Source organism: Methylobacterium sp. SD274 (assembly GCF_017355285.1).
Lineage (GTDB): Bacteria > Pseudomonadota > Alphaproteobacteria > Rhizobiales > Beijerinckiaceae > Methylobacterium.
This window is the reverse complement of sequence record NZ_JADIJP010000028.1, coordinates 26526-40444: the sequence shown is the minus strand read 5'-3', so window position 1 is coordinate 40444 and position 13919 is coordinate 26526. Positions and strand designations below refer to the sequence as shown.

The 13919-nt window shown below is 66.3% G+C and carries 13 protein-coding genes; 4 read left to right on the top strand and 9 right to left on the bottom strand.

What is annotated here, in order from left to right; translation table 11 throughout:
- Nucleotides 1-43: 43 nt before the first annotated feature.
- On the bottom strand, nt 44-2623 hold the full coding sequence (locus tag IPV08_RS19945; RefSeq protein WP_056429083.1) for a PAS domain-containing sensor histidine kinase: 2580 nt from the start codon (nt 2621-2623) through the stop codon (nt 44-46).
- Nucleotides 2624-2937: 314 nt separating this feature from the next.
- Nucleotides 2938-4338, bottom strand: coding sequence for an adenosylhomocysteinase (gene ahcY / locus IPV08_RS19940; RefSeq protein ID WP_207413157.1), 1401 nt, complete (start codon nt 4336-4338; stop codon nt 2938-2940).
- 149 nt (nt 4339-4487) lie between these two features.
- On the opposite strand from ahcY, the gene IPV08_RS19935 reads away from it, so the two are divergent.
- Nucleotides 4488-5162 (top strand): hypothetical protein, encoded by a 675-nt coding sequence (locus tag IPV08_RS19935; protein WP_207413156.1) that lies wholly within the window; start codon nt 4488-4490, stop codon nt 5160-5162.
- A 23-nt stretch (nt 5163-5185) separates the two neighbouring features.
- Here IPV08_RS19935 and hmpA read toward each other — a convergent pair whose 3' ends face one another.
- Nucleotides 5186-6427 carry an NO-inducible flavohemoprotein gene (gene hmpA, locus IPV08_RS19930; RefSeq protein WP_207413155.1) on the bottom strand — a complete coding sequence of 414 codons (1242 nt, stop codon included), beginning with the start codon at nt 6425-6427 and terminating at the stop codon, nt 5186-5188.
- A gap of 98 nt (nt 6428-6525) precedes the next feature.
- Here hmpA and IPV08_RS19925 point away from each other — a divergent pair, with 98 nt between their 5' ends.
- Complete coding sequence (locus tag IPV08_RS19925; protein ID WP_207413154.1) at nt 6526-7026, top strand: Rrf2 family transcriptional regulator; 501 nt, start codon at nt 6526-6528, stop codon at nt 7024-7026.
- Between the two features lie 3 nt (nt 7027-7029).
- Here the strand turns inward: IPV08_RS19925 and IPV08_RS19920 are convergent, their stop codons facing one another.
- Nucleotides 7030-8649 (bottom strand): AMP-binding protein, encoded by a 1620-nt coding sequence (locus tag IPV08_RS19920; RefSeq protein WP_207413153.1) that lies wholly within the window; start codon nt 8647-8649, stop codon nt 7030-7032.
- A gap of 10 nt (nt 8650-8659) precedes the next feature.
- Complete coding sequence (locus tag IPV08_RS19915) at nt 8660-9256, bottom strand: nitroreductase family protein (RefSeq protein WP_207413174.1); 597 nt, start codon at nt 9254-9256, stop codon at nt 8660-8662.
- 402 nt (nt 9257-9658) lie between these two features.
- On the opposite strand from IPV08_RS19915, the gene IPV08_RS19910 reads away from it, so the two are divergent.
- Nucleotides 9659-10927: a GGDEF domain-containing protein gene (locus IPV08_RS19910; RefSeq protein ID WP_207413152.1), complete on the top strand. Its 1269-nt coding sequence runs from the start codon at nt 9659-9661 to the stop codon at nt 10925-10927.
- A gap of 111 nt (nt 10928-11038) precedes the next feature.
- On the opposite strand, the gene IPV08_RS19905 is transcribed toward IPV08_RS19910, so the two are convergent.
- From IPV08_RS19905 to IPV08_RS19895, 3 genes are all read right to left on the bottom strand, one after another.
- On the bottom strand, nt 11039-11278 hold the full coding sequence (locus IPV08_RS19905) for a hypothetical protein (protein WP_018042095.1): 240 nt from the start codon (nt 11276-11278) through the stop codon (nt 11039-11041).
- Nucleotides 11279-11391: 113 nt separating this feature from the next.
- Complete coding sequence (locus IPV08_RS19900) at nt 11392-11619, bottom strand: hypothetical protein (protein ID WP_207413151.1); 228 nt, start codon at nt 11617-11619, stop codon at nt 11392-11394.
- A gap of 377 nt (nt 11620-11996) precedes the next feature.
- Nucleotides 11997-12554 carry a glutathione peroxidase gene (locus IPV08_RS19895; protein ID WP_207413150.1) on the bottom strand — a complete coding sequence of 186 codons (558 nt, stop codon included), beginning with the start codon at nt 12552-12554 and terminating at the stop codon, nt 11997-11999.
- Between the two features lie 181 nt (nt 12555-12735).
- Here IPV08_RS19895 and IPV08_RS19890 point away from each other — a divergent pair, with 181 nt between their 5' ends.
- Nucleotides 12736-13266, top strand: coding sequence for a PRC-barrel domain-containing protein (locus tag IPV08_RS19890; protein WP_056429055.1), 531 nt, complete (start codon nt 12736-12738; stop codon nt 13264-13266).
- 117 nt (nt 13267-13383) lie between these two features.
- On the opposite strand, the gene IPV08_RS19885 is transcribed toward IPV08_RS19890, so the two are convergent.
- Nucleotides 13384-13788 (bottom strand): hypothetical protein, encoded by a 405-nt coding sequence (locus tag IPV08_RS19885; protein WP_056429052.1) that lies wholly within the window; start codon nt 13786-13788, stop codon nt 13384-13386.
- Nucleotides 13789-13919: the final 131 nt, after the last annotated feature.

Here is a 13919-nt window from a genome sequence, read left to right as displayed (position 1 = left end):
AATCCGCGCGGCCGCGTTTTTACGAGGGATGACGCGGATGCGGCTACTCCGCCGCCGCGCGCTTGGGCTCCGGATTGTCCACGGGAAACGTGCAGGTCACGCGGGTGCCGCCGCCGGGCTTGGAGGCGAGCTCCACCCGGCCGCCGTGGAGCTCGACGAAGGAGCGCACGATGGAGAGGCCGAGGCCGACTCCGCGATGACGGGTTCCCAGCGTACGGCTCTCGAACCGGTCGAACACCCGCGCGGCGACGTCTTCCGGCATCCCGCGGCCCTCGTCGCGCACGGTGAGCGTGAGTTCCGACTCAGTCCGGCGGGCGGTGACCCGAACCAGTTGGCCGGGGGAGGAGAAACCGACGGCGTTCGAGAGCAGGTTGAACAGAATCTGCCGCACGCGCTTTCCGTCGGCGACGAAACTGCCGATGTCGTCGGGCATGTCGAGATCGAGGCTGATGGCGGATTCGGCGAGGCGATCCTCCAGGCCGCGAGTGGCCGCCTCTACGGTCGCCCGGACGTCGATGACTTCGCGGGCGAGTTCGAGCGAGCCGGCATCGATGGAGGCGAGATCGAGAATGTCGTTGATCATCACGAGCAACGCACCCGACGAGCGCATGATGTGGTCAGAATACTCGCGCTGGCGCTCGTTGAGCGCGCCCACGGTCTCGTCGCCGAGAAGCTGAGTAAAGCCGATGATGTTGGTGAGCGGCGAACGCAGCTCGTAGGAGACGTGGTGGACGAAGGTGTCGCGGAGCTGAGAGGCCCGTTCCAGGGCATCGTTCTTGTCGGTCAGTGCCCGTTCCACGTTCACGCTGGCCGTGACGTCGATGAGCGTGAGCAGCGTCGCTCCCTCCGGCAGGGGCTGTGCGGCGCAATCCAGCACCGTGCCATCCACGATCTCCAGACGACAGGTGAGGCCCGCCCGGCTCTCGAGGCCGGTGATGGCGCCACGGATGTCGAGCCAGGGCTCCTCGTCCGGCGAGAGCCTCCGGCAGACCTCGATCACCGCATCCACGCGCGGACGCTCGCCCAGGGTCTCCTGATCCAGGCGCCACAATGTCGAGAAGGCGCGATTGGCGAAAGTCAGGCGTCCATCGGCGCCGAACACCGCCACCGGTTCTTTCAGCGTGTCCAGCGTCTCGGCCTGGACACGCATCAGGGCGTTGTAGCGGGATTCGAGCTTCACGTTCTCGGAGACGTCATCGAACAGGTAGGTCAGGCCACCCTGAGGGTTCGGGTCGGCGACGACGCGCAGCGAACGTCCGTCCGGCGGATGCCACCAGGTCTCACTGGCTTCGACAGCGCGGTAGGCGGCGAGCACGTCGGCCTTCCAGGCTCTGAAATCCGCCTGTTCGGGCAGTTTCCGGGCCGCGCGCAGATGGTCGAGGATCTCGCCGTCGAGAGGGCCGGAATCGAGGAACGCCTGATCGAGGCTCCAGAGCTGGCGATAGGCGGCGTTGTGGAAGATCAGCCGCTGGCGCGCATCGAACATCGCCACGGCGGTGGGGAGCTGGTCGAGGGTGCGGACATTGGCATCCATCTGGCGCTGCAGGTCGGCGCGGACGCTCTCGAGTTCTGAGACATCCACGGCGATTCCGACGCGGCCTGAATCGATGGCCGCCTCGGTGACGTCGAGGATGCGGCGCCCGCCGGCCACCACCGCCGAGAGTCGCTTTGCCGCCCTGCCCCCGGACGCGGTGCGGTCGCCCTCACCGCGGGCGATGAGATCCCGCGCCTGACGGTCGAGCAATTCGATCCCCTCGGCGACCGCCGCCTCGCGGCTGCCGGCTTCGACGGCGGCGACATAAGCGGTGTTGACCCAGGCAAGGCCGCCGTCTCGGTTGCGCCGCCAGACCGGCTGGGGAATCGCGTCGAGCAGGTTCGCGAGGGCGGAGAGACCGCGCTTGGTCTCGTCGAGCGTTTCGCGCAATTCGGCGAGTTCGCGATGCTCCTCGGTGGTCTCGCGCAGGCGCAGCAGGGCGCGACCGGCCAGGGCCTGCCCGTGCGCGTCGACGATCCGTCCGGATTGGGCGCGGACGGTCATGCGGAATCCTGCGCCGCGTTCGCGCAGAGCGTCGAGAGACGCTTCGATGGCGCCCGCATCCGCCGGCAGAAGCCATGTTCCGAAAGCGAGGATCAGCCCGGCGGGACCCGGTTTCACGCGGTTGCCGTCGAAGGCGAGGGTGAGGTCGCCCTCGATGACGGGCTCGCCACGCCCCGACCAGGTGACGATGACCTGCCGCTCGGCACCGAGCAGCATCTCGGCCCGGTCTTCGGAGCTGCGCAGGGTGTCGAGATCGGCGATGAGTTCGCGCTCACGCCGGGTCCAGCGTCCGCGCTCGCGCAGGTGCAGCAGGGACAGGATGGTCGCGAAGATGATCAGGCCGATGAGGATCGCGAGGCCGGTGGCATTGTGCATGTGCAAGGGTAGGCCGATCACCCACGAGGATTGGTCGCCGACATAGCCGGCTCCGAGCGTCGCGGCGGTGGGCGACGGCATGGCCGCGCCCTCGCCGGACGCCGCCATGGCGTGACCGGCCACCATGACGCCCGCCGCAACACCGGCAGCGACAGAGACGACGGCAGCGCCGACACGCCCGTTCAGGCGTGCCGTTTCATCGACCCTCATGACACGTACCGCCCCTACGAACCGTCGCTGAGGCGCAGTTGCGCCCATCCCGCCAGACGCCCGAAAGGCGGCTGCGGGGTTACCTCCAGATGAGGAATCACCCCACACTAGCGCGAGCCGGAATCCTGCCGGAAGAGGGTTAAGCTTATCTTCACCATGTCGCCGATCGGTTGCCCGGCCATCGGCGCAGAAAGGACACACTTGTGCCACGGGTGCGCCATGGCCGCTGTGGCGAAAAAAAAGCCCGGCGCGAGGCCGGGCTTTCTTCGATGTCGTTCACAAGGGCCCGGCAGCGCCGGTTCCCGGAAGCGGTGTCAGTAGCGGTAATGGTCGGGCTTGAACGGGCCGTTCTCGGAGACGCCGATATAGGCGGCCTGGTCGGGGCGGAGCTTCGAAAGCTTCACGCCGATCTTCTCGAGGTGGAGCATGGCGACCTTCTCGTCGAGGGCCTTCGGCAGGGTGTAGACCTGTTTCTCGTACTTGCCGGGGTTGGTCCAGAGCTCGATCTGGGCCAGCGTCTGGTTCGTGAACGAGGCGGACATCACGAAGGACGGATGGCCCGTGGCGTTACCGAGATTCACCAGGCGTCCCTCCGACAGGAGGATGATGCGGTGGCCGTCGGGGAAGGTGATCTCGTCCACCTGCGGCTTGATGTTCGACCATTGCATGTTCTTCAGGCCGGCGACCTGAATCTCGTTGTCGAAATGGCCAATGTTGCAGACGATCGCCCGGTCCTTCATCGCCCGCATGTGGTCGAGGGTGATGATGTCCTTGTTGCCGGTCGCCGTCACGAAGATGTCGGCGCGGGGCGCGGCATCTTCCATCGTCACGACCTCATAGCCTTCCATGGCGGCCTGGAGGGCGCAGATCGGATCGACCTCCGAGACCAGCACGCGGCAGCCGGCATGGCGCAGCGAAGAGGCCGAGCCCTTGCCGACATCGCCGAAGCCCGCGACCATGGCGACCTTGCCGGCCATCATCACGTCGGTGCCGCGGCGGATGCCGTCGACCAGCGATTCGCGGCAGCCATAGAGATTGTCGAACTTCGACTTGGTGACGGCGTCGTTCACGTTGATCGCCGGGAAGAGCAGCTTGCCCTCCTTGGCGAGATTGTAGAGGCGGTGCACGCCCGTGGTGGTCTCTTCCGAGACGCCCTTGATCGAATCCGCGAGGCCGGCGAACCAGCCCTTCGGCTTCTCGGCGAGCTTCTTCTTCAGGAGCGCGAAGAAGATCTCTTCCTCTTCCGACTCGGGCTTGTCGAGGAAGGCGGTGTCGCCGTTCTCGGCGCGGAGGCCGAGATGCACGAACATCGTAGCATCGCCGCCATCGTCGAGGATCATGTTCGGCATCGAGCCGTCATGCCAGTCGAACAGCTTGGAGGTGTAATCCCAATACTCGGTGAGCGTCTCGCCCTTGATGGCGAAGACCGGGATGCCGGCGGCCGCGATGGCGGCGGCGGCATGGTCCTGCGTCGAGTAGATGTTGCACGAGACCCAGCGGATGTCGGCGCCGAGCGCCTTCAGGGTCTCGATCAGCACGGCCGTCTGGATCGTCATGTGCAGCGAGCCGGCGATCTTCGCGCCCTTCAGCGGCTGCGACGGACCGTATTCTTCGCGCGTCGCCATCAGGCCCGGCATCTCGGTCTCGGCGATAGAAATTTCCTTGCGGCCATAATCGGCCAGACCGATGTCCTTGACGATGTAATCCTGGGCCATGGGGTCGCTTCTCCGTCTCTCGCTTCGTTATGGCGAGGCCTATAGCAGGCGAACCGGCGCGAAGCAATCAAGACATAAAGATGTCTTTATACGTGTTCCAGGCTACGCCGGTTTGGGATTGGGATAGCGGGATGGGAAGGAAAGAGCGGATGGGACGCTTCACCGACGAGATGCGCGCGCGCCTGCCGGCCAGCTTCACGCTGCCGCCGGAGATCGCCTCGCTGTTCGACTGGATCGAGGAGCGGGGCCTTCTCCACGAAAGCCAGCGTGTGCCCGGAGATATGTTTGGGACGCTTCAGCCGCTGGAGGCGCCTTACCGCGGCGCGGTCGTTCTGTTCCGGGTCGAGCGTGAGGACGAGGCCCGCTCCTATGCCGAGGGCTGGTTCGGAAACCCGGACACTGCCGCGCGCCTGATCCCCTTCGCACGGACCGGTGCGGACGGTTCCTACGCGGCTTTCTGGCTCGATGACGAGGGATATCAGCGCATCGTCCATCTCGGTTCCGAAGGCGACGGCCTCTGCGTGCTCGGACGGACCCCGCTCGATTTCCTGCGGCTTCTGGCCATCGGGCACAACGAGTTGGGGACCGGACTCGCGCATCCCAAGGCGGAGCCGGAGGACGAACCGGATTACGAGATGGAGGCCGACAATCCTCCTTTCCGGGATTGGCTGACGACGACCTACGGCGTGACGATACCCAGAACGGTCTCGGAGATCGTGCCGACACCGCCGGACAGTTTCGCGAAGGCAAGCGACGACCCGTTCTGGCAATGGGTTCGCCGATTGCAGGAAGCCAGGGACGGGGCCGCCCCGCCCAGCCCCTGATTCGCCATGAGGCCTGCCTCATCTCAGGCTGCCTGACGGGGCTCCTCCACGAGTTCGTCGGCGGGGCCGAAGAACTCGAACCGCACTCGCTCGGCCGGAACGCCGTGCCGGGCGAGACCGTGGACGAGGGAGGCGAGGAACGGCTTGGGTCCGCACAGGTAGTAGGTCGCCTCGGTGAGCGGAGTCTCACGCGCCAGCCAATCCGCCGTGATCAGGCCGTCGGCATCGTAATCGATGCCCTGCCGGTCTCCGTCCTCCGGCACGGCGTAGAACGTCCGGACCTCGATGTTCGGCGCTCGGGCCGCCAAGCCACGGACATGCTCGCGCATCGCATGGAAACGCCCGCTGATGGAGCCGTGGACGTACCAGACCGGCCGGTCGGCCCCTGTTTCGACCAGCGTTTCCAGCATACTCAGCATCGGCGTGAGGCCGACACCACCGCTGACGAGGACGACGGGGGCGGTCGTCGAACGGTGGAGGAAGAAATCGCCGGCGGGAGGCGCCAAGCGCAGGGCAGTGCCCGGCTTGGCCACCGCATGCAGCCAGTTGGAGACGATCCCGGCCGGTTCGCCCGGCCGCCCCTCACGCTTGACCGTGATGCGGTAGGCCCGGTCGTTCGGCGCACAGGAGATCGAGTAGTTGCGCTTGAGCACACCCTGGCCGGGCAGGTCGATGAGCATACCGAGATACTGGCCGGGCTCGTGACGCAGGACCGGCCCGCCATCGCGCGGCGCCAGCACGAAGGAGCGGATCGTCTCGCTCTCCTCGGTCACCGATTCGACGACGAAGTCGCGCCATCCGTTCCAGCCGCCGGGCTTGTGTGCGAGGTCGCGCGCGATCTCCGCCTCGCGGCCGATCAGGATATTCGCCAGGAACCAGTAGGCCTCCCCCCATGCGGCGCAGATCTCCGCCGTGGCGGCATCACCGAGCACGTCCTGGATCGCACCGAGGAGCGCGTCCGCGACGAAGGGATAATGTTCCGGCAGGATGTTCAGGGCGACATGCTTCTGGGCGATCCGCTCGACCGCGCCACTCAGCGCGCCGAGATCGTCGATGTGGCGCGCATAGGCGAGCACCGCCAGGGCCAGCGCCTTCGGCTGCGAACCGGTCTCGCCGTGATGCGACTGGTTGAACAGGTCGCGCATCGCCTCGTCCCTGAACAGGCGCTCGTACATCCGCTTCGTGATGGTGAGCCCATGGGCTTCGAGGGCCGGAACGGTGGCCTTGATGAGGGCGATGGTGGCGGGCGTCAGGGGCTGGGACAAGGACAGGCTCCAAAGGTTCATTTCATATGAACCTTATCGCCGATGTGTTTTAGAAGATGCAAGCGGAATGTATCTTTAAAACCCTGTAGGAGGGTGGAATGCGCCTCACCCGCTACACCGACTACGCCCTGCGCACCTTGATCTATCTCGGGCTGAACGAGAGCCGGGTGAGTTCGATCGCCGAGATCGCACGCGCCTACGGGATCTCGGAAAGCCATCTGACGAAGGTGGTGCATCAGCTCGGCCGGATCAGCCTCGTCCAGACCACGCGCGGTCGCGGCGGCGGCCTGCGGCTCGCCCGTCCCGCAGCCGAGATCGTGGTCGGCGCCGTGGTGCGGCAGACGGAAGAGGATCTGGCCCTCGTCGAATGCTTCGCGAACGGAGCCTGCGCGATCACCCCGTCCTGTCGACTCCGGAAGGCGCTGGGCGAGGCCCTCGCCGCCTTCCTCGAGGTGCTGGACCGGTACACGCTGGCCGATCTTCTCGCGGAGGACGCCGCGCCCGATCTCGCCTTCCTCCTCGGCCTGCCCGCGCCGGGCGTGATCGCGCCGCCGACGGTCGAAGCGACCGCGCCGGTCCCTCCTGCGCGCGGTCGATGAACCTCAGCCCTCGTCGCGCAACTGCCGCCGGATGATCTTGCCCGAGGTCGTCATCGGCAGGGAGTCGCGGAACGCGATCTCGCGCGGATATTCGTGGGCCGAGAGACGCGAGCGGACGAAGGCCCTGATCTCGTCGGCCAGGGCGTCGCTCGCGACGAACCCTTCACGCAGGACCACGAAGGCCTTGACGATTTCGGTGCGGAGCGGGTCCGGCTTGCCCACCGCCGCCGCGGAGGCGACGGCCGGATGGCGCAGGAGGCAATCCTCGATCTCCACCGGGCCGATGCGGTAGGCCGCCGAGGTGATGAGGTCGTCCTCGCGGCCGATGAAATGGACGTAGCCGTCCGCATCCCGCCGGGCGGTGTCCCCGGTGAGCATCCACTCCCCGCGAAACTTCGCGGCGGTGGCTTCGGGCTGATTCCAGTAGCCGAGGAACATCACCGGGTCGGGCCGGGCGACGCAGATCTCGCCGGGCTCGTCGATGGCCGTCTCGCTGCCGTCGGCGCGCTGGATCATCACCCGGTGGCCGGGCACCGGCCTGCCGGTGGAGCCGGCGCGCGCGATGCCGGCCGTCTTGCAGGAGGCGAGGACGAGGTTGCACTCGGTCTGGCCATAGGCCTCGCCGATGGTGAGGCCGAGTTCGCCACGGACCCATTCGAAGGTCTCGGGCCCCAGCGCCTCGCCGGCCGAGGCGATGTTGCGCAGGCGGGAGAAGTCGAAGCGTCCGCGCGGGTCGGGCACGCCGCGCAGCATCCGGAGGGCGGTGGGCGGCAAAAAGGTTGTGGTGATGCCGAGTTCGGCGATGAGCGCCAGGGCCGTCTCCGGCGCGAAGCGCGCGGCGGCCCGCGCCACCACCGGCACGCCGTGATGCAGGCTCGGCAGGACCGCGTTGAGGAGACCGCCCGCCCAGGCCCAATCGGACGGCGTCCACATCAGGTCGCCGGGTTTGGGGGGGAAGTCGTGCATCATGGCAAAGCCCGGCAGATGGCCGAGGAGCACGCGATGGGCGTGGAGCGCCCCCTTGGCGAGACCGGTCGTGCCGGACGTGTAGATCATCAGTGCCGGATCGTCGGCCCGGCTATCGATGGCGCTGAAGTCGTTTTGGGCTGAAGCGATCAGATCGGAATAGGCCAGAGCTCCGCCGACGGCACCGTCGAGGCAGATGAGATGGGCCAGAGCCGGGAGGGCGTGGCGGATGCCCTCGATCTTCGCCAGTCCGGCCGCATCGGTGATGAGCGCGGAGGCGCCGGAATCCGACAGGCGGTATTCCAGCGCCTCCGGGCCGAACAGGCCCGCCAGCGGCAGGGCGATGGCGCCGAGCTTGTAGGCGGCGGCATGGGCGACCACGACGGCGGCCGATTGTGGCAGAAGCACACCGATGCGGTCGCCGAGGCGCAGGCCGAGCCCGACGAGGGCTTGCGCGAGGCGGTTCGACGCCTCGCGCAAGCCTCCGAATGTCGTCGTCGTCACCGCCCCCGACGACGAGACATCGTGGATCGCCGCGCGTCCCGGCTCGATCCCGGCCCAGCGGTCGCAGACATCGACGCCGATATTGAACCGCTCGGGGATGTCCCAGGCGAAGCCCGACACCAGGGCATCGTAATCGGAAGCCGGTTTCAGCACGGCGAAGACCTCACGCCGCAGTGGGTTTGAATCCGCCGGCGAACACGAAATCCGTGATCGGACGACGGCCGGTCGGGCTCTCCTTCGCCGTCTGCTCCTCCGTGAGATTGCCCGCTTCGATCATACGGCCGACGCCGTAGGCCGCCTCGACCCGGTAGGTCTCCGGCACGTTGAGGGCGGTGATCGTACGCTCCCGGTCGAACCCGGTCATTCCGTGCGCGTGCCAGCCCTGGCGGATCGCCTGGAGCTGGAAGTTCGCGGATGCCGCGCCGGCATCGAGGGAATGGCTCCAGGACGGCTTGAGCTCGTCGCCGACCTTCATTTGCGTATTCGACACCAGGATCACGATGGCGCCGGTATCCTTCACCCATTTCTGGTTGCCGGGCACGATCAGGTCGAAGAAAACCTGCCAATCGGGCGTGTCGCGCAGGGCGTAGAGGAAGCGCCAGGGCTGCGAGTTATACGCGGACGGCGCCCATCGGGCGGCCTCGAACATCCGCAGCAATTCCGCTTCCGGCACGGCCTCGCCGGTGAAGGCGCGGGGCGAGCGACGCTCGACGAAGAGCGGATCGATCTCATGGTCGGTCTGACGAGGCGGCAAGGCTATCTCCGAACGTGACGACCCCACCTGGCGCCATCGGCCGGCAGGGGACTCCTAGCGAGATGCACGAGGTCGGGTGCAAAGCGCAAATGCCCCTTGCGCATCCGGCTTCCGGCAATGTGGAAATTTCCCCGGGATTGCATGCAAGATGGTTCGAATTTGAACGATCTTTTTCAAGGGGGTTCAGCACTGTTAGGGATCATAATGCGTATTGGCGTTATTATCGACGTGACGATGCGACCGAACGGCAATGTCGAGGTTGAAGACGGTGCTGTCTGAGGCTTGGACGACAATGAATTCGGGGCGAACGACTTTGAGCCGTGGGCGGATCGCGTGAGTGAAAGACCGGTACGCCGGCTTAGTGCGGGCGGAACTCTGGCACCCGATTTTCCCGGTGCCGGTAAAGACATGCGCCTGCTTAGCGCCATCGATCGGCAGTTGCGTGCCAGGACCCTCAAACTCGCCTTCGAATCCGAGCTCGAAGCGCGTTTCGAGTACGACACGCGCGAGAAGCGCGTCCGGGACATCCGTTACACGATCGTCCTCGGCATGGTGGTCTTCCACGTCTACAACGTCGCGGGTTTCGTGACGACGCCGGACCTCGCCCTTCTCAATGTCGGGTTGCGGGCTCTGGCGATGACGCCGCTGGCTCTTCTGATCATCTGGGCGGTAGGACGAGTCACCGGACCGGTTCGGGAAGCCATCAGCGGTATCGGCATGCTTGCGGCCACCGGTATCCCCATCCTGATTTTCTGGATGGGAACGGGTCCGCTGGTCTCGCTGACAACGGCGACGATCTGGCTCAGCGTCCTCTTCGCCAACATCACCCTGCCGCTGCGGTTCTTCTGGGCCTGCTTCCTGTCGGGTATCACGGCCATCGCGGTGGCGGCGGGACTGTATCTGAAGCCGGACATCGCAGCGCCGGTGGGCGGCGTCCTCGGCCTCGACATGATGACGGGCATCCTCTTCAGCCTCGTCGCCACCTACAAGATCGAAGCCGCGAACCGGCGTGACTACCTGGTCAACCTGCGGGAAAGCTTGCGCGCCAAGCGCCTGGCCGAAGACAACACGACCCTCGCCCATCTCTCCACCACCGATCCGCTTACCGGCATCGCCAATCGGCGCGCTTTTGCGCGCGAGCTCTCCGAGTTCTGGGAAGCGAGCCTCGGAGGCCGGCATTTCGCCGTGATGCTGATCGACGTCGATTATTTCAAGCTGTTCAACGACCATTACGGCCACGGCGCCGGCGATACGTGCCTGCGTGAAGTGTCCGCCCTGCTGGCGAAGACGGCTGCGGGGTCGGGTGCGTTCGTCAGCCGCTATGGTGGCGAGGAATTCGCAGTCCTGATGCACACCAGCGATCCCGACGAGGCCTATGGGGTCGCGGAACGGTTCCGCCGCAGCATCGCGGAGAAGGGCCTGATTCACGGAAACCGGAACGATCACCTCGGCTTCGTCAGCGTCAGCATCGGCGTGGCGACGAGCTGCGGCCCCGCCGCCACGGCCGTAGCGCTGGTCGAAGCGGCCGACATGGCTCTCTACGAGGCAAAAGGCACCGGCCGGAATCGAACCTGCCACAGCGGTAAGAACGGCAACGGCGAAGGAGGCCCGACGAGATACGTGGCGGCCGCGCAGTGGAGCGCCACCGAAAGACAGCCGGTCGCCAAAACCGGCTGAGCGGCAAGCATCTCTGTCAGGGCTGAGGCAGCGGTCTCAGAGCGAGCCGACCGGAAATCCGTACCGGTCCCGTCCCACGACAGGACGAGACCGGCGGGAACTGAGCGTGAATTAATCGACGACCTTCGCCGTGGGACGGTCGTTGCCCTGAGCTGTTTCGTCGTGCCAGTCGCCCTTGCCGTCCTGGTAGCGGATACCCTCGGTGGAGCCCGGCACCTGCTGTTCGGCAGCGGCGGCCTGGGCGGCCTGCAGCGCTTCGTCGTGGCTCGGGAAGGTCTCGGAGAAGACGTCGCCGACCTTGTAGGCGAAGCCGCCATCGTGCTCGACGATGCGATAGGTGATCTCGGACATGCTGGTTACTCCTCGAGGCGCCGACGTTTTGGCGCCAAGTGCTTGGCATGGCGAACGGAGCGGGGCTGTCCCAGGTTCCGTCCCCAAGTTCCGTCCCCAGCTTCCGTCGCGACTCAGTGACGGGTGGCTGGAGCCTGCGTGATGCGAGAAACGGCCGCCTCGCAACCAGCGATCAACGAACCGCGCACATCGCCGGAATCGTAGCCGGCGCCATCGGGGAAGGCCATGATATGCGTGACGTCGTCCCCCTCACGGTGGATATGGCCGAGCCAGCCCTCGGCGACACGCTCGAAGCGCACCTCGAAACGCGCGCCGTCATGCTCGAATTCATGAGGGTCCATCTGTTTCTTCCTTTCGAGCCGCAGGAGGACGGCGCATCGGACGATGCCTCGCCGGATGTGGGAAGCCGGGCTATGGCATCAAAGACCGACTGAAAAGGAAATCGGCGATGCGCCTGAACCTGACTGCAGCCTTCCTCCTGACGATCTTGGCCGGCCCATCGGCCTGGGCGCAATCCGGCGGAAGCCTGTTCGGAAGCCCCGAGCGCGTACCGGCCAACCCCTTCGCGTCGAACTATCCGTCCGCGGCTCCTTCACGTTCCGATGGGGTCTACGAACGCTCGTCGCGCGGAGGCACGAGACGACAAGCCGCACGCCCGCGGCGGGTCGAGCCGCTTCGCCCACCCCGCGACATCCCTCGGTGACGCGCCCATGGGGCGTCAGCTCTGGCTCAGCTCGCCGGCGATGGCGGTGACGATGCGCGGATCGTTGGGTTCCACCGACGAGGGATAGGCGCCGACGAGGCCGCCATCGCGGCCGACGAGGTATTTGTGGAAGTTCCAGTTCGGCGTGGAACCGGGCTTCTCGGCGGCGGCCCAGCGATAGAACGGATGGGCCTGCGGCCCGCGCACATGGGTCTTGGCGGCGACGGGAAAGGTGACGCCGTGATTCCGGCGGGCCGCCTCGGCGATGGCAATGCCATCGAGAGGCTCCTGGTTGCCGAAATCCGGCGACGGCACGGCGATCACCGTGAGGCCGCGCCCGCCGAAGCGCGTCCACAGAGCCTGAAGCCCGGAGAACTGCCCGGCAAAGCCGCAGGCGGTGGCGGTGTTGACGATGAGGATCGGCTTGTCCGCAAAATCCTTGAGAGCGATCAGCCCGCCTTCCGGTTTCTCGAAGGCGAAGGCCCTCGCATTGCCCTCGCTGGTCGCGGCGCGCGCACCGGTTGCGATGACGCTGCCGAGAAGAAACAGGGCCTGTCGGCGAAGTAGGGTCATCGGGGGTCGCTCCCTGGGCGGACAGAGGCTGGAATCGGCCCGCTTTCGCCCTGACGGAAACTAGTCCGACGATCCGGACTGTCCACTATCGGGTGCATCGCGGGTGGAACCTTTCGCAAGGGCTCAGCTTGAGCGAGGACCGAGTTCGACCACCGAACCCAGAGCGGAAAGACACGCCCCTATGCGCATCCTGTTGCTTGCAGCGACCCTCGCAACGCCCCTCGTCTTCGCTGGAGCGTCGATTGCCGGTGCTCAGACGGCGGATCCGCAGAATGCGGGCTCGGCTCCGGCTCCGGCGGCCCCCGCCACTCTCAACAACGACCTGCGTCCGACCTTCGTCGCACAGGCGCCGTCCGACCGGGTCACCTCCAAGCTGATTGGCCTGACCATCCAGAACGGCGCCAACGAGACGATCGGCGAGATCGCCGACATCGTTCTCGACGAGAGCAGCACGATCAAAGCCTGGGTCGTCGGCGTCGGCGGATTCCTCGGCATCGGCACGAAATACGTGGCGGTGGATCCGAGCGCCCTGAAGCTCGCCCGAGTCGACGACAAGGCGATGAAGGCGACGATCGACACCAACAAGGACCAGCTCCGCGCCGCGCCGGAATATGTCTATCTCGGTCAGGCCAAGCCCAATTCCGGCGACACCAAGTCGACGGAGACGAGGGCGCCCGACGCCAAGCCGGCGGAAACCAAGACGGCTCCCTGACGCCAAGGCGCGCCGACATAGCGTGCCTTGGAGCCGTGGCGATGTAACGAGAAGGGCGGCCGGGACAGTGATGTCTCGGCCGCCCTTCTCGTTACCCGATCGGAAGAACCTTGAAGATCAATCTCGGTTTCCGAGAGCCTCGCGTACGGTGCTGGCGACCGCGTCGTTTCTGACCTCGTTCGTCACGTAGACGTCGTCATGGCCGTCCTCGATCACCTCGGGCAGAGGGTCGCGCGGCGCTTCGTTGGCGAAGACGATCCGCAGGTCGGGCCGAAGGGCGCGCGCTTCGAGGACAAGCTTGGTCGAACACAACTCGCCCTTGAGGCTGATATCGGTGACGAGCACGTCGACCGGGAGGCCGAGGGCCAGAACCGTCATCGCATCGACGCCGGAATCGACGGTCGTGGCGGCGTATCCGGCACGCCGGATCTGCGATGCCACCTCGTCGCGCCAGTGCTTCTGTCGTCCAGCGATCAGAACCTGAACGCCGTAGGCTCCACCGGTGGAAGCCGTCGGTTCCATGGTCGAAACTCCTCGTTTCCGCCTGGGCGCGCCTGGATCGGCTCAAGCCGGTTCCAGCACGTATCTTCTGTGCGACGCGTCATCGTAGGACACGTTTGCACTGCAGGACAAGGCGTCCGCAGATGTCCGTC